We start from the raw sequence: 22,327 nt of genomic DNA, 5'->3' as shown, positions 1-22,327 counted from the left end.
CTGATCCGGCCCTGTGGACGCCGAAATCCCAAATGAAGCTTCGGATCGACCCTTCGGAAGGCGCGCCACGCCGCAAGAAGCGAAAGAGCGCGATCCATCCGGGGGCTGACAGGAGCGTGTCGACCATGAAGTTTTTCACAGGATGTGTGGCCGCCGCCGCGCTGGCGCTGGCTGTGACCGCGGCAGGGGCGCAAGTTCCGGCCAACGGTATTGCGGGAGGGGCCACGATCGCCGTGTCGGATTTCGACCGGCCCTATGCGCCACCGGATGCCGCGCCGCCTCCGCCGCCGCGATACGGCTATGGCTATGGCTACGAGGAACGCGGCCCGGCGCTGCTGCCGGCCACCGAGGTCTATGCGGTGCTGCGCGACAACGGCTTCTCGCCGCTCGGCATCCCGCGGCTGCGCGGCAGCGTCTACACCATCTCGGTGATCGACCGCCGCGGCGACGACGGCCGGCTCGTGATCGACGCCCGCGACGGCCGGATCATCCGCTTCATGCCCGCCGCCGATGCCTACGGCATGGCACCGGCCTATGAGCAGCCCACGGTCGCGCCCTACGGCCCGCAAAGCGCGCTGCCGCCGCCGACCGTGGTCCGCAGCGGCCCGCCGCGCCCGCCGGCCTCGATCCCGCATGTCGCAAGGCGCACGGTGCCGCTGCCCAAGGCGGCTCCGCAGCGCGGCGAGACGCCGGTCGCGGCAGCGAAGCCGGCCGAGCCTGCGGTACAGCAGGCCCAGGCGCCGCAAGCTCAAGCACCGCAGGCACAGCCCGCGCAGCAGACCGCTGCCGTGCAGGCCAAGCCCGCCGAGGCCGCGCCGCAGGCCGCTGCGCCGACAGTGGGTCAGACGAAGCCCGCCGCGACGATTCTGCCGACGCAGGACATGCCGGCCGCGCAGGGACTGGATTAGCGCGCAGTTCGTTTGGCGCGACGGCGCTCACGACATTTTCGGTGTCGTCCTGGCTTTCGCCAGGACGATGTTGGAGCAAAGATAAATGGCGCCTGAGATTTCAGGCGCCTTTTTTGCATCGTGAGAATCGCCTCTCAGCTCCGCGGATACCCCGCAGCTTCCAGGATCAGGTTCGCCACGTCCTTCGGATGCGACACCAGCGAGAGGTGGCCGGCATCGAGCTCGATCGTCGTTGCGTTCATGCGCTTGGCGAGGAAGCGCTCGAAGTCCGGATTGATGGTGTCGTCGTTCTTCGACACCGCGTACCAGCTCGGCTTGGCGTGCCATGCAGCTTCCGTGGTGCGGCCGGCGAAGATCGAGGCCGCGGTCGGCCATTGCACGGCATAGAGCTCCTTGGCCCGTTCCGGCTTCACGCCATTGGCGAAATATTTCAGGAAGGCGTCTTCCGAGAGCTTGGTGTAGCCGTCGCGCTCGATGATGCCGGCGCGCACCGGGCCGGTCGGGAATTGCTTCGACAGCGCGACGAAATCCTCGTTGGCATCGGGCGCGCGTGCGGCGACATAGACGAGGCCGGTGACCTTCGGGTCGGTGCCGACCTGGCTGATCACGGTGCCGCCCCAGGAATGCGCGACCAGCACGGTCGGCCCGTCCTGCTCGGCCAGCGCGCGCTTGGTCGCCTCGACCGAGTCCGCAAGCGACGACAGCGGATTCTGCACGGCGGTCACGTGAAGGCCGGCGGCCTGGAGGATCGGGATCACCTCGGACCAGCTCGATCCGTCGGCCCAGGCGCCGTGCACCAGCACGACGTTCTTGGCCTTCACGGCTTGCGGGCTCTGTGCGTGAGCGAGGCTGAGGGGAGCCGCCAGCAGGCTCGCGGCGACGAAAAGGCTGCGCCAAAGTGTCATGATCGTTCTCCGTCTTGTTTTGGGTTCGATGCCCAAAGGACGGAGGGAGAGGCCGCGCTGTTACGAGGCTCACCAGTCTGTGATGCGGTGCAAACGAAAAAAACGCCCCGGGGCACCGGGGCGTTTTCGCAACCTGGAAGTGGCGTGCGTGTTTTACGCGGCGACTTGCGCGGCCGAGTTCTCGATCACCTGCGCCTTGGGCGCGCCGGCGTTGATCGCGATCTGGCGCGGCTTCTTGGCTTCGGGAATCTCGCGGACGAGATCGACGTGAAGCAGCCCGTTCTCGAGCGAGGCGTCCTTCACCTGCACGAAATCGGCAAGCTGGAAGGCGCGCTCGAAGGCACGCGCGGCGATGCCGCGGTAAATCACTTCGGACTTCGAGTTCTCGTTTGCGACTTTCTCGCCCTTGATCGTCAGCGTGTTTTCCTTCGCGACGATCGAAAGCTCATCCTTGGCAAAGCCCGAGACCGCAACGGTGATGCGGTAGGCGTTCTCGCCGGTGCGCTCGATGTTGTAGGGGGGATAACCGGGGCTGCCGTCCGAACCGGCCTGGTCGAGCAGGTTGAAGAGGCGGTCGAAGCCGACGGTGGAACGATAGAAGGGGGTGAGATCGTAGGTACGCATGGTCAAGTCCTCCATTGAGCGACTGTTTGGTAACCCGCCCGCCAATCGGGCCGGGCTTTAGTCTGTGTGCAGCCTGATGTTCCGGTTCCGAAACACTGGTAGCGGCCTGCACCATGGTGATATGGGTTCAAGGGAACGGCGTTCAAGAGGGCGGCAACTTGCGCCTTTTCGGCGCTCCCGCCCTTGATTTTCAGCATTTCTCGCCCAATGACGCTGATCTCGATTCCGTCCAATCCCGTTCCCGAAGACGTCGTCAGCGGCACCATCAAGACACCCGATGGCGCCGAGCTGCGCTTTGCGCGCTGGGCGCCGCCGGCGAACCGCAAGGGCACGGTCTGCGTCTTCACCGGACGCAGCGAGCAGATCGAGAAATATTTCGAGACCGTGCGCGACCTGCGCGACCGCGGCTTTGCGGTGGCGATGATCGACTGGCGCGGGCAGGGCCACTCCTCGCGCCGCCTGCGCGATCCGCGCAAGGGCTATGTGCGCGACTTCGCCGATTTCGAAATCGACGTCGAGACCTTCGTGCAGCAGGTGGTGCTGCCGGATTGCCCGCCGCCCTTCTTCGCGCTCGCCCACTCCATGGGCGGTACGGTGTTGCTGCGCGTTGCGCATGCGGGCAAGCGCTGGTTCGACCGCATGGTGCTGTCGGCGCCGATGATCGACCTGCCAGGCCGCACCACCTCGTTTCCGTCGCGGGCGCTTCTGAAGACGATGCGCCTGATGGGGATGGGCGGCCGCTATGTTCCCGGCGGCAGCGACCGCATCACCGGGCTCGATCCCTTCATCAACAATCCCCTGACCAGCGATCCCGTGCGTTATGCGCGCAACGCCGCGATCCTGGAGGAGGATCCGACGCTCGGGCTGGCGTCACCGACGGTCGCCTGGGCCGATAGCGCCTTCCGCGCCATGCACACCTTCAAGGGCATGAACTACCCCTCCGAGATCCGCCAGCCGATCCTGATGCTGGCGGCCTCCAGCGACACCGTGGTTTCGACCGCCGCGATCGAGGAGTTCGCCTACCATTTGCGCGCCGGCTCCCATCTCGTGATCGCCGGCTCGAAGCACGAGATCCTCCAGGAGCAGGACCGCTACCGCTCCCAGTTCTGGGCCGCCTTCGACGCCTTCGTGCCGGGCACGCCGCTGTTCAAGTGAGCGGCAGTGACGGTGCGCTCCCTCGCCCCGCTCTTGTCCGCTGAAGCTTCAACGAAGGCGGATGCGGGGAGAGGTGAAAGGACCGCGCTACAGCGTCTTCAGATACTCGATCAGGTCCTTGCGCTCTTCTTCTTCCAGCAGGCGGCCGACGACGCCGTCCTTGTGCGGCGGCCCCTTGCCCTCGAACGAATGGCCGAGATTGCTGTTGCCGTTGATCTCGGTGCCGTCGGGCCAGGTGGTCGAGAACTGCGTTTCTCCGGTCTTGCAGCGCTCGCCCTCGACGACGGCGAAGCCGACCAGCTTCGGATCGTAGTCGCGCTGGCCCATGCAGAATTTCTTGGGTCGCTCGGCAGCAGGCCGCAGCATCCAGTCCAGCGAGGGCACTGAACCGTTGTGGAGATAGGGCGCGGTGGCCCACACCCCGTTCAGCGGGCGCGCGCGATACCAGGGACCGGGCTCCTTGGGATCCGGCGGCTGCGGCCCGGGATTGGGACAATTGGCGCGGGCGCCCCACCAGCGCTTCTGCGCGTCGGGCGGGATTTGAGCGTCATTCATCGCCTTTCGGCTGACGATGTCGACGATCGCCATCAGCCCAACCGAATAGGGCATTTCGGTCGAGGTCGTCTCCGGCAGGTTGGTGCATTTCCATTGGTCGCCGAGGATGCGTGTCGGATTCAGATCGAGGAAGCCCGGCACCGAGACCGTCCGCTTCTCCAGGACTCTGGCCTGGGCGGAATCCGTCCCCATGCCCGTGACGCTCTTCTGGATCGGGTTGAGCACCATCTCGTCGCCGATGCGCTCCCAGCGCGACGACGACCACACGCTCTCCTGCGGAAACTCCTTGTCGAACTCGGGATCGTTGACGGGACCGAGGTGGCACTCCACGCAGATCTTGGCGTAGAGCTTGCGGCCGCTCTTGACGCGGTCCGGATTGATCTTCCAGTCGTCGCCGAGAATCTGCGAAGGCCATCTCGGCGAGGTCAGTCCGCCGAGCTTCTTCTGCGCGTAGGGATCGGGGCCCGCCAGCAGACTCTCGATCCAGTGCAGGTTGGTGACATCGGCCGAGGACCGGTAAAGCCTGTCCTTGGGATAGGCGTCGGACAGGTTGAGCAGCGCCGTCACGCCGAGCGCCTCGCCGGCATTGCGGATCAGCGGCTGCTCGATCGAGGCATCGTACTGCGCGAATTTGAGCCACGGCACGGTCCAGATCGGAGGGAAGCTGACCGGCGCGTCCTGGGCATGCAGGTTCTTCTCGAATCCCTTGACCCCGCTCAGCGCGAAATCCTGGGAGAACACCTGGTTGCCGATGCGATTGAGCGCATCGAGACGGCCGAAGCCTTCTTCCGTGTCCTTTTGCTGCTTGCCGTCCCAGGTCTTCTTGCCGGCGATCGTCTTGTCGTAACCCTTTTGCCAGTCGAGCAGGAATGTGAGGGTCGCCTTGAGGCTCTGCTTGAGCGCATTGCGGTCGGCGTCGCTCGCATCGGGGCCGAGTACGCGGTCGGCGAACCGCTTGAAGCGGAACGGCACGTAGAGCGTGTAGGCGATCGAGAGCCCGGTCACGCTCTCGAGCTTCTTCAGGTCGGTCATGGCCGGGCCGCCGTCGAAGCGCACGTCCACGCCCTTGTAGCGCACGTGCCCGGTGTGGCAGGCGGCGCAGGTCAGCCCGATCTTGTCTTCCTCGCGGCGGCCGGTCGCGGGATCGACGACACCCGTCATCCGCGCGAAGCCGACCGGCAGGCCGTCGACATTCTCGACCGGCGACCAATCGGTCGACAGGCTCTTCGGCTGCGTCGTGTCGTAGACGTTGGCGTAGCCGAAGCTCCGCAGCGTGGTTGCGTCGGTCTTGATGGATTGCGGGCTCTGGATGAAGCCGAAGCGCTCGAGATAGGCGCTGTCCTTCACCATGCCGGGGCGTGAGAACAGGCGAAGACGCGGCTGCTCCAGCGCCATGAACCAGGTGTAGGGAACCGGAAAGGTCGCGGTGCCCTGGCTGGTGTGGTGGAACCAGTGCCGGTCCTCCAGCGACCAGTTCTGCTCGAGCCAGAAGGCCGCCGTCGTCTCCGGGAGTTTTGGCAAGGGCGGCGGCAGCAGCTGTGCGAGGACTCCCTTCTGCGGCAGCATGGCGCGGACCTGGTCGGGGAATTCGGCGACCGCCACGAGCGCGACAAGAGCGGCCGCGAACAGGAACGCTATGATCCCGAGAGCCCAGCGAAACCTGAGCGCGCAGGATGACAGCAGCGGCTGCGATAAAATCCGCTGGTTGATGCGGTCGGGGAATTGGCGCGCGTTCAGCAGCGTGCGCACGTCGGCGACGCTGAGATAGCGATCCTCCTTACCCGTGCCCTTGCCCATGATCTTCAGCAGGACGGGCCATTCGAACTGCATCAGCACGGGGTAGTACCAGCGCACGGCGCTGCCTGCGCGCTTGAGGTTCTCGTGCATGAAGGTCTTGATTTCCGCAGCGTTGAGGCCGGGCTCGCTGCTGCCGGTGTCCGGATCGGTGTAGGTCCGGCCGAAGCTCTGGAGCCGCGCGATCTCGTCCTCGTTGACCTTGCCGTCGACGCCGAGGACGCGCGAGCCGGCGCCGCGCTTGTCCAGAGGGCCACCGCGCAGTTCGTCGAGCTGCGGGCCCGACCGGATGCTTTTCAGGATGTGGCTAAATCCGTTGGCGATGAGCGCAACGCCGCGGACCTGGATCCGGGCCCAGCTCTTCATCAGCCCCGTCTCGCCGCTCGCATTCGCGATGGTCTGCGACAGCGTGTTGAGCGGGACGGTCCCGCCGTCGACGAAGCCTTCGCCGACGAGGCCGCGCAGGAATGGACAGGGATTGTTCGGCGAGACCCCGATCGAGGGGTCGAAGGGGGGCTTCGAGGCGGGGTGATGCATGGCCCAATTCCTGAAAACGGCGAATCGTGAAAATCAGACGCGCCGATCAAGCGCGGAAAGTCCTAACAAACAGCCAGCGCGGCCGCCGCCGACTATACTACTTCAGCGTGTGACAAAGTGTGGCTGAATTCACTGTGCTGTCAACAAGAGCGGACGAGAGATCGTCGCGCGGCCGCAGTCCGCCTGTCAGGACTCGGCGGCGCGTTTGACGTCGCTCTGGACCAGCGTCAGCTTGCCGAGCGGCACGCCCGCCTTCAGAAGCCCCTCGCGGTAATGAGCGAGGTCCTCGGGCCGCTTCCAGTGGAAATTGCGCAAATGGCGGTCGACATTCAGGGTCGGGTAGTTGCCCATGAGCACGCGGGTCGCCTCGACGGCCTCGCCGGTCCGCCCCAATTGCGCCAGCGCTGCGGCTCGGATCGCCAGCGCCTGCATGTGGTTCGGGTTGATGTAGAGCTGCTCGCGGGCCCACGACAGGGTCGCGTCATACTGCCCCAACAGATAATGGCTGAACGCGTTCAGTGCGGCCCATTGGTAGCGCGGGTCGCTGTTGTCGCGCTGCGCGGCCATCGAAAACAGCTCGATCGCCTCGCGGTGCTCGCCGATCACGAAATGGCAGATGCCGAGCACGCCGCGCGCGCCGTTGTCGTAGGGGTTGAGTGCGACCGCGCGCTTGGCGGCGTCCATCGCGGCCTCGTAATGCCCTTCCATCGCATGGGCCCAGGACAGGATCGAGAACGCGAAGGAGGAGCGCGGGTCGAGCCGGACACTGGTTTCGGCGAGGTTCATCGCCTCGGCCCACATCTCCCGCGTACCCTTGACCCAGCCGAACTGGATGCTCTGGATCTGGATCGTGGCAAGGTAGGCGTGCGCGATCGACAGCTTGGGATCGACCGCGATGGCCTCCCGGAACAGGTCGATGGCGGCGGCCAGGTCCTCCTTGGTCTGCCGGTAGTAATGCGACAGCCCCTTGAGGAAGCGGTCCCACGCGGTTACGTCGGTCGAGAGCCGCGCGGGCGCCGAGGCCTCCGCGCGGACGATCTCGGTGGCGATGGCGGCGGACAGGTTGGTGGTGATCTCGTCCTGCATCGCGAAGAAGTCGCCGATGTCGCGGTCGTAGCGCCCGGTCCAGAGCTGCTCGCCGGTCTCCGGCGCGATCAGCTCCGCGGTGACGCGGATCTTGGCTCCGGCGCGCCGCACCGAGCCCTGGATCAGATAGGTGGCGTCGATCTCGCGCGCGATCAGCCGAGTGCTCGTGTTCTTGCCCTTGAAGGCGAAGGTCGAGTTGCGGCTCAGCACCCGATAGAAGGATTGCAGCGACAGCGCGTGGATCAGATCCTCGGTCAGGCCGTCGGAGAAGTATTCGTCCTGGGCGTCGCTGAGATTGGCGAAGGGCAGCACGCCGACGATCGCGGTGCGGTACTGCTGCGAGAGTGCGGAGGCCTCCCTCAGCTCGGGGGCGATCGCCCGTGCGCCCTCGGGCTTCCAGGTCCAGACCCCGACCGCATCCTTGATGTTCTTGAAGCGATGGTTGCCGCCATCGACCAGCGGCACGGTGAGATGCTTGTTCGCCTCGCTGTAGGCCTTGGCCGAGATGGCGAAGCCGCCGGGGCTCGCCACCGATTCCAGGCGGACGGCAATGTTGACATCGTCACCGAACACCTCGTCCTCGTCGGCGATGACGTCGCCCATGTGGATGCCGAGCCTGAACTGCATGGCGCGGTCAGCCGGCAGATGGTGGTTGCGCTCCGCCATCAGCGTCTGCATCGCGATCGCGGCTTCGGTGGCGCCGACGATCGAGGGGAACTCCAGCAGGAAGCCGTCGCCGGTGTTCTTCACGACGCGGCCGCCGTGATTGAGGATGATGGGGTGAATCGCGCTGCGATGCGCCTTGAAGGCGGCATGGGTGCCAGCCTCGTCGCTGCCCATCATGCGCGAATAGCCGGCGACATCGGCGCAAACAATGGCAGCCAGACGTCTTTCCATATTCTCGGAGCTCCAAAGGATGGAGGACTGGCCACGGCGTGGCAGTCGCCTCGAATCCCGCATTTCAAGAACCCTGCCTTTATAGAGCAGATGAGGCCGCGGGAAAGTATGATCCGCATTGCAAATTCAAGGTAAATCCTACGCAGTCCCGGCGGTGGACGGCGGCCGCCGAACCGACTAAGCCCGATCCCTTGAGACGGACGGGGCGGCGGGGCACCTCACATGCTGGGCATTCACGAAATCTGGCTCTTCATCCTGTCGGGCGTGCTGCTCAACATCACGCCGGGACCGGACTCCGTCTACGTCATCGGCCGCAGCATGCAGATGGGCTGGCGGGGCGGGGCTGCCGCCGCCTTGGGCATCAGTTGCGGCTGCTTTTTCCACGTCGCAGGCGCGGCAATCGGCCTTTCGGCCCTGCTGATGGCCTCATCTACCGCTTTTTCGATCCTGAAGCTGGTTGGCGCGGCCTATCTGGTCGTCACGGGACTTCAGATGCTGTGGTCGCGCCCGACGCTGGCATCGGCGATCGACGAGCCGGCGCGGAGCTCGCTGCGGCGGGTGTTCCTCCAGGGCGTCTTCACCAACGCGCTCAATCCCAAGGTCGCGCTGTTCTTCCTGGCCTTCCTGCCGCAATTCGTCGCAGCCGATTCTCCGCACAAGCCGCTCGCCTTCCTGACCCTCGGCCTGATTTTCATCTGCACGGGAACGCTGTGGTGCCTGGTGCTGGCGGCGTTCGCGGCAAAGGCCGCGCACCGCTTGCGGGCCTCCGAGGGCGCGATCGCCTGGGTCAACCGCGCGCTCGGCGGCCTGTTCATCTATCTCGGCGTCCGCGTCGCCATGCTGGAGACGCGGTAACTCGTTCGAACGAATGACTGGTGTGGCATGCAATCGGCCCGATAGAGGCCGCGCGCGGGAGGTTTCGATGATTCGTGGAAGCTGTCTGTGCGGCGCCGTGCGTTTCGAGATCGACGAGGTTCGCACGCTGACGCATTGTCATTGCGTCAATTGCCGCAAGCTGACCGGCGCGGCATTCGCCACCTATGCCCATGTTGAAGCCGACAAGTTTCGCTTTGTCGCGGGCGAGGACATGACGGTGGCTTACGAGTCCGCGCCGGGCAGTTTTCGCCATCGCTGCAAGACCTGCGGCTGCCTGACGCCGGGCAAGGCGAGTTATTTGCCGACCGTCAGCATTCCCGCCGGCCTGCTCGATGACGATCCTGACGTCAGGCCCCGCCTCCACGTCTTCACCTCGTCGCGCGCGCCGTGGTGGACGATCCAGGACGATCTGCCTCAATACGATAAATGGGTGCCGGGCTACGCGCCGAAGGCGTGAGCCTCTTCTCAGGCGAATTCCTTCAGAAGCGCGCTGCCGGCCAGATAAAGGCCGAGCAGGATCATCGCGATCAGGAACCAGCGGCGAAACGCCTCCGCCGGCATCCGCGCCCGCACCGACTGGCCGATGAGCATGCCGGCAAAGGCCATGGCGAGGCCCACGGCGCCCGGCACCGCATTGGCCGGCGTCAGCAATCCGCCGGCGGTGAGGTTGAAGGCGAGCGCCAGCGTCGCGGTCGTGAAGAACACGCCGAGTGCCTGCACCAGCTCGTCCTTCTCCATGCCGATCGCCTGCATGAACGGCATCGAGGGGATCACCTGCACGCCGGTCGAGGCGGAGATCACGCCGGTGACCACGCCGACCACGCCACCGACCCATTTCTCGTTCTGCGGCGCGACGCGGAACTGGAATTTGTTCAGGCCTATCACCGCGTAGATCACCAGCAGGGCGCCGAGCACGATCGTGCCGTAGCGCGCATGCGGGCCGGTCAGCGCGCCGGCATTGAGCCAGCAGCCGATCACGGTGCCGATCATCAGCGGCCACAGCCGCCTGAGGATGTCGCGCAAGTACGGTCCGACGAAAGTCTGCCAGATGTTGGTGATGATGGCGGGCACGATGACGATGGCGATCGCGCGGCTCGGGGCCATGCTCACCGCGAGCAGGCCCATGGAGACGGTCGGCAGGCCGAGCCCGACCACGCCCTTGACGAATCCGGCGACCAGGAAGACGGCGGCGATGACAATGAGGAAAGGGTCGATCATGACCTGCACATTGACCGAAGCCGCGCCCGGGCACAATCTGGAGGTTACGGAGACAGCCTTCGCTATGGACGAAGGCTTGGTTGGAGGAGACCAAATGCGTTTCGATCTCGTCGATCTCCAGCTGTTCATCGCAGTCGCCGACCAGCGCAGCATCACCCGCGGCGCCGAGCGGTCGAATCTGGCGCTGGCCTCGGCAAGTGCGCGCATCAAGGGGCTGGAGGATGCGCTCGGCGTCGCGCTGCTCAAGCGCGGCCGCCGCGGCGTTGAGTTGACTGCGGCCGGCGAGAGCCTGCTCGATCATGCCCGTCTCGTCATCCACCAGATCGACGCCATGCGCGGCGATCTCGCCGGTTTTGCCAGCGGCGTGCGCGCCAGCGTGCATTTTCTCGCCAACACCTCCGGCCTGTCGGAGCATCTGCCGAAGGCGCTGGCCGGCTTCCTGCGCGAGCATCGCGACGTCGCCATCGACATCGAGGAGCGCGAGAGCACCGACATCGCGGCGGCGATCACCGCCGGTGCCGCCGACCTCGGCTTCGCCGCGGAGCACGCGCTGCCCGACCATATCGAGCGCTTCGTCTTCAGCGAGGATCACCTGACGTTGGTGACGTCACGGCGCGGCCCGTTCGCCGGCCGCCGCCAGATCGATTTCCAGGAGGCGGGTGCGTGCGACTTCGTCGGGCTCACCAGCGCCACCGCGCTCCAGGTTCATATTTCGAAGCACGCGGCCCGGCTTGGCATGCGGCCGCATTACCGCGCGCGCCTGCGCGACTTCGATGCGATCTGCCAGATGGTCGCCGCCGATGTCGGCGTCGCCCTGGTGCCCGAAGCCGCTGCCCGCCGCTGCGCCAAGCTGATGCCGCTCGCCATGGTCCGCCTGCGCGATGCCTTCGCCAACCGCAAACTCGTGATCTGCGCGCGAAGCTTCAAGACGCTGCCGCGCCCGGCCAAGATGCTGGTGGAGCATTTGCGGGCCGAGGCGGTGTGAGGCCGTTCGCTTACCGAGCGCTACTTCGCCGTCTCCACCCCGGCGTCCTTGATCACCTTCGTCCACTTCTTCGTCTCGTCCGCGATGAATTGGCGGAAATGCTCCGGCTCATCACCAACAAGCGTCGCGCCTTGCGCGGCGAGCTTTTCCTTCACGGCCGGATCCGCCATCGCCTTGATCGCCAGGCCATGCAGCGCTGCGACGATCTCCTTCGGCGTGCCCTTGGGCGCGACCATGCCGTACCAGTTCTCGATGCGCAGATCAGGAAAGCCCGCTTCCGCCGTGGTCGGTACCTTAGGCGCGGTCGGTGCGCGCTCGACTGAACCGACCGCGATCGGCCGTAAGGCGCCGGCCTTGACCTGCGGCAGCAGCACCGGAAGATCGAGGAACGTCATCTGCACCTGCTGGCCCAGCAGGTCGTTCACCGCGGGTGCGGCGCCGCGATAGGGCACGTGCACGATGTCGATCTTCGCGGTCAGCTTGAACAATTCGCCGGCGAGGTGCGGCAGGCTGCCGGGGCCGGAGGAGGCGAAGTTGAGCTTTCCGGGCTGGGCCTTGGCGAGCGCGATCAGTTCGCCGATGTCCTTGGCAGGCACGTTGGTGGCGACGACAAGCATTTCCGGCACGGTTGCAACCAGCGTCACCGGCGTGAGGTCGGACAATGCGTCGTAGGCGACCCGCTCCATGCTCGGGCTGATCGCGAGCGCGCCGGCTGAGGAGATCGCGATGGTGTAGCCGTCGGGCGCGGCCTTCGAGACCGCGTCGGTGCCGAGCACGCCGCCTTGGCCACCGCGATTGTCGATCAGCACCGGCTGGCCCGAGAGCTCGGACATGCGCTGGCCGATCACGCGCGCGATGATGTCGTTGGGGCCGCCGGCCGGGAACGGCACGATCAGCTTGATCGGCTTGGCCGGAAAATTCTGGGCGGAGGCGAGGGCGGGAAACAGAAGCAGGCTTGCGAGGAAGAGCTTACGCCAGTTTTTCATACAAGCCTCTTGGGGCGGCTATCCGTTGAGCAGTTTCATTGCTTCTTCGTGGACCCTGGCATCGCCCGCCGCGATGATGCGGCCGCCGCCCTGGGCCGGCTTGCCTTCCCAGGTGGTGACGACGCCGCCGGCGCCGGTCACGATCGGGATCAGGGCCGCGATGTCGTAGGGCTTCAGCTCGGTCTCGACCACGAGATCGACGTGGCCGGCCGCCAGCATGCAATAGGAGTAGCAGTCGCCGCCATAGCGCGACAGCCGCGCGCCCTTCTCGATACGGCCGAAAATGGCGCGGTCGCGCTCGTTCATGAGCAGCGGGCTCGTGGTGTAGGTCGTCGCCTCCGACAGCGAAGCGCAGCGGCGGACCTGGAGCCGACGCTCGCCGGAGGGGCCTTTATAGTTGGCCGAGCCGTTGTCGCCGGAAAAACGCTCGCCGATGAAGGGCTGGTGCATCATGCCGAACACCGGCGCGCCCTTGTGCAGCAGCGCGATCAGCGTGCCCCAGATCGGGAACCCGCCGATGAAGGACTTCGTGCCGTCGATGGGATCGAGCACCCAGACATAGTCGGCGTCCTCGCGCTCATTGCCGAATTCCTCGCCGACGATGCCGTGCTGGGGGAAATTGGCCTTGATCAGCCGCCGCATCACCGCCTCCGCGGCGCGGTCGGCTTCGGTCACCGGATCGAAATCCTTGGTCTTGCTCTTGTCGTCGATCGACAGCGAGGTGCGGAAGAACGGCAGGATGGTTTCGCCGGAGGCGGTGGCGAGCCCTCCGATGAAGGCTGAGAAGTCGATCACCGTCACGGCGCATCCTCAAAACGAAAGTCGGGTGAAGCTCGCATCTGCCTATCTCAATTCGCCTCTCGCGTGCAGCGCTGTCTTGATTTGCACCCTGGTATTTTGGATGCCGATGCCGGTTGCCTCATCCGAGCCATCTGCTGGCCAAATATCGATCATTGAGTTGAAAACTTAGTTCCGAACATGCCTTGTTCGTATGCAAATGACTATCAACCCATTGAATTTCCTTATCAAAGGAACTGAATCTGGGTTTCTCTGGAAGCAACAGAGCCATGTGTGTTTTGCATGGGAAATGGCTCAAAAGCCCTTGCACTTTGTGCGGCGCGGCCGCATATTGTTGCGGTGCGGTAGCGCTCTGCGTTACCGCTGCCCTCCTTGGGCGTTTCCTCCCTAGACTTGGGCCGCTTGCGTCATTCGCGAGCGGCCCTTTTTTCTTTGGGTCGCCTGTTTCACTTCGGCTGTGCGAAAACGCGAAGTGAAGATCCGGCGCCCGATACGCTCGCAGCTGTGTCTGGTCCCTGATCCGCGACGTGGTCGCGCGTCGCAGGCTTGCCGCCTATTCCGCCGCGGCCTGGAACGGTCCGAGATCGCCGAACGGGATCGTGGCCGCCAGCACGTCGGCGAGCACGCCGAAGTCGGTTGCCACTTGCGCAAAGCGCGGACTGCGCTCGCGTCGTCGCTCGTCCATGTAGATCGCGCGGTTGAGCTCGAGCTGCACCGCGTGAAGCCCGCTCGCCGGGTTGCCGTAATGCTCGGTGATGAAGCCGCCGGCATAGGGCTTGTTGCGGCCGATCGAATAGCCGAGCCCGCCCATGGTCTCTTCGACCCGGTCGGGTAACAGCGGGGTGCAACTCGTACCGTAGCGGTCGCCGATCACGATGTCGGGCCGGCGCGGCTCGTCCCTGCTGACGCCGACCGAGGGCATCGAGTGGCAGTCGACCAGCACTACCGTGCCGAACATCTGGTGCACCTTGTTGATCAGCCGGCGCAGCGCGCGGTGATAGGGCTTGTAGAGCGTCTCGATCCGCGCCAACGCATCGTCGACCAGAATACGGTCGCGATAGATCTCCTGGCCATCGCCGACCACGCGCGGGATGGTGCCGAGGCCGCCGGCGACCCGCATCGAGCGGGTATTGGCAAAGCTCGGCAGGCGGCCGGTGAACATGCGGGGGTCGAGCTCGTAGGGCTCGCGGTTGACGTCGACATAGGAGCGGGGAAAGTTAACCCGCACGGTCGGAAAGCCGCGGGCGCTGAGATGGCCGATCAGCTCGTCCATGAAGGAATCTTCCGACCGCCGCAGCGTCGGCAGGTCGATCCTGGAGGCGCTGAGGAATTCGTCCGGATAGGTCGAGCCGGAGTGGGGCGAGTTGAAGATGACCGGCGCGCGCCATTCGGCGGGCTCGACGATCTCGAATGCTGGCGACATCTCGCCGTCAAACCGGGTCATCTTCTCAGGCTTCGTCCCTTATTCCCAGGCTTCGTCCCTTCACGCCACAAGATCCGGCCCCGCGGGATCCTGTAGGGCCCGGCAAAGGCTTGAACGGATTGATTCGGCCGGTCGAGCGGCTCTCATGTGTCGTCATTGTCCGGAATCGCAACCATTCTGCCAAGCGAAAAGATGTGATCTGCGCTGGAACATGTCTTAACCGTGCAGGCAGCGAGGCGGGGATCATCCGGTCGGCTTCGATTGATTCGATCCGCATTCCGGTTCACAAGGAGCCGGCAGCGCGATCCGTCCAGGGTAAAGATTTTCACCCCAAATTTACCCTCTGTCGGGCTTAGTGACCTCTGCTGATATCCTCTGGGGATTCGACGTTTCCTGCCATGCCAAAGATCCTGCTCGCCGAAGACGACAACGACATGCGCCGTTTCCTGGTCAAGGCGCTGGAAAACGCCGGTTTTCAGGTCTCGTCCCATGACAACGGCATGGCCGCCTACCAGCGGCTCCGCGAAGAGCCGTTCGAGATGCTGCTGACCGACATCGTGATGCCGGAGATGGACGGGATCGAGCTCGCCCGCCGGGCCTCGGAACTCGACCCCGACATCAAGATCATGTTCATCACCGGCTTCGCCGCGGTCGCCCTGAACTCGGATTCGGACGCCCCCAAGAACGCCAAGGTGCTGTCCAAGCCCGTGCATCTGCGCGAATTGGTCAGCGAAGTGAACAAGATGCTGGCGGCCTAAATCGGCCTCCTTCCGTCCTTGCGCCGGGTCCCCTGAGCCGTTATAGGGACCCCACCGATGAAATGACCTCTAGGGCACGTAGCTCAGCGGGAGAGCACTACCTTGACATGGTAGGGGTCACAGGTTCGATCCCTGTCGTGCCCACCATCTTCTTCAAGGGTTTAGCCGCCTTGCGGCTGGCCGGCGAAAAGATGATTTCCACGAGATTTCCACGAAGGCGCTCCGTGGCGCTGGAAACCTCACCGCAGACATTGATGCCGTCCGGTCCAATGCCGGATGCCCCGCTGCTTTCCACTCGGTTAGCGACCGCGCGATGCGCGCTACTCAACCTGGGGCCCGCTTCCTGCCCGACATTCATGCCGTCCAGCTTCATTCCAGGAGACCGATCTCTGTCAGCTTGGATGACGTTCGATTGATGCGCGCTGCCGAAGCAAAGGTCGGCTTCCCCCCCGTTACTCCGAATGTAACGCAGAGCAGGACAGGCCCCTTTCTCAGTCAGCTTTTCGCCCACAACAATCACGTTCATCGCATCCTATTGCACGACAGCCTATCTCGTCTGCCAGCTTTAGTGTCAGCTGAAGTCGTCCTGCCGTCAACATCATCATTCGCTTGGAAAGCCACAGCTCTGGCTTATAATAAACGACCTTCGCGAATCGACGATTTTTTATGGCTGCGCGCCCCGGACGTATCGCAAACGATTGGCTTGCCTATATCAGGCCGCATCTGCGTCCCTTTGAAGCTTTAGAGCACGGCGAACGCGGCGACTACATCGCCAAGCTGTCGAAGAAAGTGAGGCTCAGCGACAACACGCTCCGCCGCTTTATCGCTGCGGCACAATTCCTGGAGGCAGAAGGCATCACCGAGCTGGCACCTGATGTCAGGATGCCAGTGGCTGCTGTCGAGCGGGTCGCTCGAATTGCCGCAAGGCAACCGGAGCGCCGTCGAAAATTGCTCGAAGATGTCAGCGAGGGCAAGCTGACGATTATGGAGCTTCGGGAGCTCCTGAAAAAATGCAGGAAGAGTGCCAAGCGGCCGGGTGGAGCACACTCGACTTCGTCATTAGACCGTGTCGCCCGGGAACTCGAGATCCGCAACATCTGCAGGCGAGGCGAGGTCGTGCTCGCGCGCGCTGATGAAGACGAGTTTGGATGGCTTTTGACCACACCGATGAAGCGGAGCTTCATTGTTCGCCTTCCCGAAGCGCGGCGCGCATTGATCTTGGACGCGATGATGTCGCAAGGATCCGGAACGTCGTTTGCTATGCAGCGACGGGGATTCCTGCGGAACGTCCTTGTTGGCGCAAGCCTTTATGATTTTGTGTTCGTATTCGCCGCGGCCTGGCATTACGAGGTTGAGAAGTTAGTGCAGCAGTTGCGTCCTGTGCTCCGGAAGAGTGTCATCCTAGTAGATGACAACTGCTCTCGGCGACCTCCGCCTTGAACGAGTCCTCGACATCAAGCTTGGCCTTGTCGCGTACGGCAGCAAACGCCACCTTCGTCTCGACCGTGAGCTCGACTTCCCGCCTGGCATCGTCGAGCTCGCGCTCCTTGCGAAGCATGCCCGCCTGGATCTTTTGGGCTGCAGCCAGCTTTTCGCCATTGGTCGTGAGCATCTGCTGCAAATCGGCCAATTGCTAGTCGCGGGTGCTGAGCTCGTCGGCGACCGCCAGACGCGCTCTCTTGGCTTCAGCTTCGGCGATGTTCGCCCGCTCCGCCTTCAGCTTGGCCGCCACCTGCTCGTCAACGGCCTCGCGAGCTTTCGCGATTTCTTCTCTGGCCTGCTTGAGTAGCGCTTCGCGCCGGCCAAAGTCTTCCTCCTTTGCAGTAAGCTGTTGATCGAACTTGCGGCGCGTCTCTGCGATGAGGGGAGCGGCGAGCGATTCCGTCAGCTTGATTTCGGTGTGGCAGTTGGGGCAGACGATCTGGGGATCGGTCACGGCATCGGTCCTCTGAGAATTGACCGTGATAGTATCGGGTGGGCGTGCGCCACTTAAGCCCTGGGGACGGGTTATCCCGCGCAAATGCGGCGGCCGAGGCAATAGCGGCCGTGGTCTTCCTGAGCCGTTCTCCTCCATGATCAGTTCCTCGATGCGTGGATGTCGCGCTCGCGCAGGACGGCTTCGACAACACGACGCAGGCGGCGCACCGAGCCACCGGCCCAGTTTCTCGCGACCGCCTCGTGCTCAATGCCATCGAGCGGCGTCACCCAACTCTGATCGAGGCCGCGCTCCCTCGCGAGATCGGTCAACACGGCCGGCAGCAGGGCGTCGAGATCCTTGGAGGTCGGTTTGGGAAAGCTCACGACCCGGAACCGGTCCCGGATCGGACCGGGCAGGGGATCGAGACGGTTTGCGGTAGCGACGTAACTTACCTGCGACAGATCAAGATTTGTCTGAAGCGCGGGATCGGGATAGCGCGAGCTCGTCTCCGCTTCGAGAAATGCGAGCAGCACGTCCCAAAGTCGGCCATTGTCGCTTCGCGTCGCAGCCTTCTCGATCTCGTCGACCAGCACGAGCGGATTGGCAATGCGTGCCTGCGCAATTGCGAGGAAGGCGTGACACGGCTCGGCTGAGTACCAGCGCCGGTCCGTGCCCCCGAAGGAAGCACTATCGGAGCGGCTTGCATCGCTCCGCCATACGGCGACACCCAAGACCTCGCCCAGTCGGCGGGCGAACCGGCTCTTACCACCGCCGGGCTCGCCAACGATCAGGAGGGGGCGCAAATGCACTGTCTCGCGTCCAACGAGATCTGCCAAGGCGAAGTCGACGACCTCGCTGGCGTACGGGAACTCGAACAGCAGGGTGTTGCGCGCTTCGTACAACGCCGGTGCCTGAACGAGCGGTAAGGCGACGTTGACGACGTCCTTCAGCGGCCCGATGATCTCCTTGAGCTTGGGGCTCTTCATCTCGTTTTCGGACAGACGCGCAACGACGAGATGATGATCGGGAATGACCTCGAGGATCGGGGCGGCTTGTCGCTCGACGGCTTCGGTCCGGTCGGCTTCCCGTTGCTTTCGGCGGTCATTCTCCTCCCTGAACTGAAGTCGCAACGCCGCTTTGGCTGCGGAGATGCGATGCTCGGCCGTGCGGTGCCCGACCAGGGAGGCGTTCATTGCCGCAGAGAACTTCTTTGGCACAAAATGCGTGCAGGCCTGTAGCGCGGCCCAGCCATAGGTGAACCGTTCAAGGTCGCAGCGAACCTTCTGTTCGACGATCAGCGAATTCAGCTGAAAGGCCTTGACCAGTGCCTTGGCGACCCTGCGATGCTGCTGGAAGTGTTCGTCATCACGTGGCGTCGGCAAGCTCACGAGCCGGACACTATCAGCAAGGCTCCTGAGAGCTGGCTCACTATGAGCGACCGCGCGGCGATCGAGTTCAGCCGCCAGCGCCATTGCGCCCTCTAACGACCTGCCTTTAGCCCATGCGAGATTATGGGACAACTGCGGGCAGAGCTCTTCGACTTCAGCGATGAGCCGCTCCTCAACGTGATCGGCGCCATCGACAATCAGCATTGCATAGCGCAAAAGCCTGGGCAGGCCCTTGAGGCGTTCGTCCCAATCGGCCGAATCGGCAGCGGCGCCGGTCGAGGCGGCGTCCTCCGCTGTCGGTAGATCCAGATGATCGGAATTGTCATCGTCATCATTCGCGCTCAAGCGAGATCCTCCTCGCAAAGAGCCAGCGAGACCATTGCCTCCGTCCGGGCAGACTGACCGGTAGCCTTAGCGTAACGGATGTGATGGGTAAGCCACAGGGTGGCGAGTTCGACCTTAAAAGGAAGATCGAACTCGAGGCGACCAAGAACGTGCGACAGCACGAGCATGGCCGCGGGGTCATCGCTGAGGGCCGAGTGAAGCAGGGCGGTCATCGTGATGTCGACGGTCAGCGAAATGTCGCGGATCGGCATCAAGGAGAGGGCGGCAGCGATCGCAGCTGCCGGATCGCCACTCAGGGCGGCCCGGAGTTTGTCGCCGCCATGAAGGACGGCGATTCGTTGCAACATGGTACCGATGATTGACTGTTCGGTGTATCGGAACTGATGCACCGAGAGCATCCGCCACCACGCCAGCGGAGGGCCGTCGTCCGTGGAGAGCGGCCAGATATCGCTCGTGGGATTGTTCGAAGCAGACATTCGCGGCCCCCTCAGTTCGCAATGATGATCGGTTGCGGGTAGCGGCGGGGGACCCACACTCTCGAACCAATATGGGCGCCCGTGATGACCTTCGCCGCGATAGCGGCGGATGGAAACCAGACGGCGACCAGAAGGCGCTTTCGGTCGGCAGCCCCGGGGATCGTGGCCAGGGCGTGCTTCGCTTCCAATTCGCTGCGGCGGGTGTCGACGATCCCCTGGGCGCTACCGTTGATGGGCCAACGGAATTCGGCGCCGGGCATGACCACGAACCCGCGATCGGATGTGGGATAGCCCCGTGCCCAGAGGCCTACATAATTCAGCTCAAGCTCACCTCCGGCGGGAGGTGTGGCGACGATGTCGATCAGCATCGGCTCCATGTCGTTCGGCCCGATCGGATCGTCGTCTCGTTCAGTTGAACTAACTACGGGAACGCGATCGAAGTAGGAATCCAGTGCCAGACAACCCGCGTCAAACAGTTGCTGACGCGCGTCCTCGAGGATGCGCTCCATTTCGGCGCGTTCATCGGCGCGGACCCTGGGAATTGTCGGGGTCCACTCGTTGGTGATGACGACGTGGCGCGCTGCTTGAGCAATGCTCCAGAGGTGATATTGAAGATAGAATGCTGGGTCCTTGTTGGACCAGGGCTCGGGATATCCGACGACAACGTAGGCTACGCGGGCAAACGCCTTTGCCGGATCGGCAAAATGCTTCGAGAAACGCATATTGATGTTTTTGGTCTCGCCGAAGTAGGCCGTCTCGCGGTTCATCAGCACGTAGGCGGCGGGGCCGACGGCCAGCGCCAGATCGGTGCTGTTGCGATCAGCGAGGGGGATGACCCAGACCCCAACACGGCTCGCGCCGTGATGCACCAGCCGAGGGCTGGTGATGCCATCCCCGGGACGGAAGATCTTGGACGTGCAGGTGGTCCGCGACGATGGCAGGTCGAATGACAATGACATGACTGAAATCCCTCTGTTGCGAGAGATCGCCGGCCGACGTCGTGAACTGAGTATCGTTGTTGCCGCCAGGTGAGCCGAAGCAACGGAGACCCAGGCATCGCAAAGGTTGGTCGTTTGGATGGAAGGCAGAGCAGCCGGTCCCAACGAGGAGGTGGCCTTTCGCCACCCCTTGCGATGCGCGACGTCGAATTGACGATCGCTAATCCGTGAACGACGAGTTGAAATTCTCGAAGACCGTCGCGAACACCGGCACAAGGCCGCCGTCCGGGAAGCGTTCACTCTTGTCAACGGCAGAAGGTAGCGGCCCAGGCCGCAGGTAGGTTTGGGGCAAGGATGCCGAATCGGCGCTATAGTGGCTGGTAGCCATGAACGACTCTCCATTAGTCGGTTGTGGTCAGGCTGTCGTTTGGTGTTCCAGCACCGGACGGCAGCCGCTTATCCGCTTCGCGCTTGCTGCGAAGCCGATCAGATATGCTAACTTTCGGCTGGATATGCCAAGCTTGCCGCGTTGGTATGGTTAATGCAGCCTCGTAGCCAGGTGCCCATCTGGCCTTCCTGTATCCGGTTCAAGTCAGATGCTGCTTTCGTAGTTCGAAAAGACCAGGCGCCCTATGGCGACCTTGCCCGCTTCGTTTCCGGACGAACGGACCACTCTGACTCAGATATTGGCTTTGCGGTCATTTTCGCGACTGGTGCAGGAGGGTCGTTAGCTCATAGACCGTGACGGCCGTCCCGAGGAAGCGCCGAAGGAGTCACGCCGGGAGCGATCTCGTCGATGGCCCAGAGAAGGCGGCCACCTTTGGCGACCGCCCTTAGGGCGACGCTCGCTTTACCTGGGGACGGCTAGATCCAGAGCAGAAGGAGCACTGCGATTACTATCCATAGAACGAGATTGGATCCTTGAGCGATCGTAACCGCGCCTGTTTCGCGATTACGGAAGAATCACCGGAGGAATTGGCACCTCCATTCCCCAGCGAGCGCGCGCTGGGGCTGAGTTCGAGGATCAAGACCGCCGTGCTGGCTGGGGCTCGACGCCATCAATGCTACCCAATCTTGCCGAGCTCCGGTCTGGCCGGCACCGATCTCGATCGCTGCGGCACGAACCGCTCGGGCAGCGTGCACCATCGGCGTTGGCCAACATGATGACCCAGTCGTCGCACGTCACACGGTAGACAATCCGCAAGACGACGCAGGCCTGAGAGCCGCCAACATATTGAACGAAGGCTCGATATCATTTCGTTTTGAAAAAGATTAGGGAAATGAGAAGTGTGAAAATCTAAGTCCTCTCTGCTGATCTCGGTCTGATCGGAATTGGATCGAAATATCTTTGTCGAGGTTATTCGTCCCTTATTTTTCTGCTTCGGACGATCGGCATTTGGCATTGAGGCGACGCTGAAGAGGCGATAGCCCTACGGGTGAGATGGCAATGCTGTCGATCAAAAGCGAGCTGGGACCTAAAAATCCGACCCGTTTCGTAACGCCACCCGTTGCGTAATGTGAAGTCGAGTGCTCATTGTAAGCGCACGCGCTTTCGTAGCTATATCGGAACGTTTTTGATGAGGTGGGTTACTAGCTAGTTCCCGCGCTGGACTGTTTAAGCCTGCTAGCCTAAAGTTGAGCGGCGAGGAACATCTCGGTCTGTCCTGCTCAGCCCGCGCGAGCGCCTTTGTCTGTGCCTCAGCGGTGGCGTTATCAAATACCTCCGGACGCATCCGGCTGCGGGCTAGGTTGTCCCA

The 22,327-nt window shown here is 63.6% G+C and carries 21 protein-coding genes and 1 tRNA gene; 8 read left to right on the top strand and 14 right to left on the bottom strand.

All coding sequences use genetic code 11. The annotated features are described in order from the left end of the window. Nucleotides 1-125: 125 nt before the first annotated feature. Entirely contained in the window at nt 126-908 is a 783-nt protein-coding gene (locus BJA_RS39300; protein WP_038966172.1) for a hypothetical protein, read from the top strand. A gap of 134 nt (nt 909-1,042) precedes the next feature. Here the strand turns inward: BJA_RS39300 and BJA_RS39295 are convergent, their stop codons facing one another. Then, nucleotides 1,043-1,813, bottom strand: a complete 771-nt coding sequence (locus BJA_RS39295) for an alpha/beta fold hydrolase (RefSeq protein WP_011090466.1) — start codon at nt 1,811-1,813, stop codon at nt 1,043-1,045. A 153-nt stretch (nt 1,814-1,966) separates the two neighbouring features. After that, nucleotides 1,967-2,437, bottom strand: a complete 471-nt coding sequence (locus tag BJA_RS39290) for an Hsp20 family protein (protein WP_028173863.1) — start codon at nt 2,435-2,437, stop codon at nt 1,967-1,969. A gap of 207 nt (nt 2,438-2,644) precedes the next feature. Here BJA_RS39290 and BJA_RS39285 point away from each other — a divergent pair, with 207 nt between their 5' ends. Beyond that, nucleotides 2,645-3,592, top strand: a complete 948-nt coding sequence (locus BJA_RS39285) for an alpha/beta fold hydrolase (protein ID WP_011090464.1) — start codon at nt 2,645-2,647, stop codon at nt 3,590-3,592. An 87-nt stretch (nt 3,593-3,679) separates the two neighbouring features. Here BJA_RS39285 and BJA_RS39280 read toward each other — a convergent pair whose 3' ends face one another. After that, nucleotides 3,680-6,478, bottom strand: coding sequence for a di-heme-cytochrome C peroxidase (locus tag BJA_RS39280; RefSeq protein ID WP_011090463.1), 2,799 nt, complete (start codon nt 6,476-6,478; stop codon nt 3,680-3,682). Between the two features lie 186 nt (nt 6,479-6,664). Continuing rightward, the gene (locus tag BJA_RS39275) at nt 6,665-8,461 is read right to left on the bottom strand and encodes an adenylate/guanylate cyclase domain-containing protein (protein ID WP_038966174.1); all 1,797 of its coding nucleotides are present in this window, start codon (nt 8,459-8,461) and stop codon (nt 6,665-6,667) included. Between the two features lie 222 nt (nt 8,462-8,683). Between BJA_RS39275 and BJA_RS39270 the strand changes: the two genes are divergently transcribed. Together BJA_RS39270 and BJA_RS39265 are read left to right on the top strand one after the other, a co-directional pair. Further along, the gene (locus BJA_RS39270) at nt 8,684-9,316 is read left to right on the top strand and encodes a LysE family translocator (RefSeq protein WP_011090461.1); all 633 of its coding nucleotides are present in this window, start codon (nt 8,684-8,686) and stop codon (nt 9,314-9,316) included. A 67-nt stretch (nt 9,317-9,383) separates the two neighbouring features. Beyond that, nucleotides 9,384-9,794, top strand: coding sequence for a GFA family protein (locus BJA_RS39265; protein WP_028173868.1), 411 nt, complete (start codon nt 9,384-9,386; stop codon nt 9,792-9,794). Between the two features lie 8 nt (nt 9,795-9,802). Here BJA_RS39265 and BJA_RS39260 read toward each other — a convergent pair whose 3' ends face one another. After that, nucleotides 9,803-10,555, bottom strand: coding sequence for a sulfite exporter TauE/SafE family protein (locus tag BJA_RS39260; RefSeq protein WP_028173869.1), 753 nt, complete (start codon nt 10,553-10,555; stop codon nt 9,803-9,805). A gap of 94 nt (nt 10,556-10,649) precedes the next feature. Here BJA_RS39260 and BJA_RS39255 point away from each other — a divergent pair, with 94 nt between their 5' ends. Then, a complete protein-coding gene (locus BJA_RS39255) occupies nt 10,650-11,540 on the top strand; it encodes a LysR substrate-binding domain-containing protein (protein WP_011090458.1) in 891 nt (296 codons plus the stop codon). A gap of 20 nt (nt 11,541-11,560) precedes the next feature. Here BJA_RS39255 and BJA_RS39250 read toward each other — a convergent pair whose 3' ends face one another. The 3 genes from BJA_RS39250 to BJA_RS39240 all read right to left on the bottom strand — a co-directional run bounded on the left by BJA_RS39250 (nt 11,561) and on the right by BJA_RS39240 (nt 14,768). After that, nucleotides 11,561-12,526, bottom strand: a complete 966-nt coding sequence (locus BJA_RS39250) for a Bug family tripartite tricarboxylate transporter substrate binding protein (protein WP_011090457.1) — start codon at nt 12,524-12,526, stop codon at nt 11,561-11,563. An 18-nt stretch (nt 12,527-12,544) separates the two neighbouring features. After that, the gene (gene hisN, locus BJA_RS39245) at nt 12,545-13,327 is read right to left on the bottom strand and encodes a histidinol-phosphatase (protein WP_011090456.1); all 783 of its coding nucleotides are present in this window, start codon (nt 13,325-13,327) and stop codon (nt 12,545-12,547) included. A 550-nt stretch (nt 13,328-13,877) separates the two neighbouring features. Further along, complete coding sequence (locus tag BJA_RS39240) at nt 13,878-14,768, bottom strand: N-formylglutamate amidohydrolase (protein WP_011090455.1); 891 nt, start codon at nt 14,766-14,768, stop codon at nt 13,878-13,880. Nucleotides 14,769-15,145: 377 nt separating this feature from the next. Here BJA_RS39240 and cpdR point away from each other — a divergent pair, with 377 nt between their 5' ends. From cpdR to BJA_RS39220, 3 genes are all read left to right on the top strand, one after another. After that, nucleotides 15,146-15,505 carry a cell cycle two-component system response regulator CpdR gene (gene cpdR, locus BJA_RS39235; RefSeq protein WP_007597092.1) on the top strand — a complete coding sequence of 120 codons (360 nt, stop codon included), beginning with the start codon at nt 15,146-15,148 and terminating at the stop codon, nt 15,503-15,505. Nucleotides 15,506-15,577: 72 nt separating this feature from the next. Then, nucleotides 15,578-15,652 (top strand) — tRNA-Val (locus tag BJA_RS39230). 519 nt (nt 15,653-16,171) lie between these two features. Beyond that, on the top strand, nt 16,172-16,945 hold the full coding sequence (locus BJA_RS39220; RefSeq protein ID WP_038966175.1) for a hypothetical protein: 774 nt from the start codon (nt 16,172-16,174) through the stop codon (nt 16,943-16,945). Here BJA_RS39220 and BJA_RS43425 read toward each other — a convergent pair. From BJA_RS43425 to BJA_RS39195, 6 genes are all read right to left on the bottom strand, one after another. Then, a complete protein-coding gene (locus BJA_RS43425; protein WP_236842147.1) occupies nt 16,902-17,135 on the bottom strand; it encodes a hypothetical protein in 234 nt (77 codons plus the stop codon). The genes BJA_RS39220 and BJA_RS43425 overlap by 44 nt on opposite strands. A 3-nt stretch (nt 17,136-17,138) precedes the next feature. After that, on the bottom strand, nt 17,139-17,441 hold the full coding sequence (locus tag BJA_RS43420; protein WP_051000294.1) for a hypothetical protein: 303 nt from the start codon (nt 17,439-17,441) through the stop codon (nt 17,139-17,141). 140 nt (nt 17,442-17,581) lie between these two features. After that, nucleotides 17,582-19,015: an AAA family ATPase gene (locus tag BJA_RS43415; protein ID WP_011090449.1), complete on the bottom strand. Its 1,434-nt coding sequence runs from the start codon at nt 19,013-19,015 to the stop codon at nt 17,582-17,584. Nucleotides 19,016-19,152: 137 nt separating this feature from the next. Next, complete coding sequence (locus BJA_RS39205) at nt 19,153-19,632, bottom strand: hypothetical protein (RefSeq protein ID WP_063921553.1); 480 nt, start codon at nt 19,630-19,632, stop codon at nt 19,153-19,155. Between the two features lie 11 nt (nt 19,633-19,643). After that, the gene (locus BJA_RS39200; protein WP_051000295.1) at nt 19,644-20,591 is read right to left on the bottom strand and encodes a hypothetical protein; all 948 of its coding nucleotides are present in this window, start codon (nt 20,589-20,591) and stop codon (nt 19,644-19,646) included. A 199-nt stretch (nt 20,592-20,790) separates the two neighbouring features. Beyond that, nucleotides 20,791-20,958 (bottom strand): hypothetical protein, encoded by a 168-nt coding sequence (locus BJA_RS39195; RefSeq protein ID WP_162494163.1) that lies wholly within the window; start codon nt 20,956-20,958, stop codon nt 20,791-20,793. Between the last annotated feature and the right edge of the window lie 1,369 nt (nt 20,959-22,327).

This window comes from Bradyrhizobium diazoefficiens USDA 110, assembly GCF_000011365.1.
GTDB lineage: Bacteria > Pseudomonadota > Alphaproteobacteria > Rhizobiales > Xanthobacteraceae > Bradyrhizobium > Bradyrhizobium diazoefficiens.
Note: the sequence above shows the minus strand (reverse complement) of the source record. Positions and strands in the feature narration are given on the sequence as shown.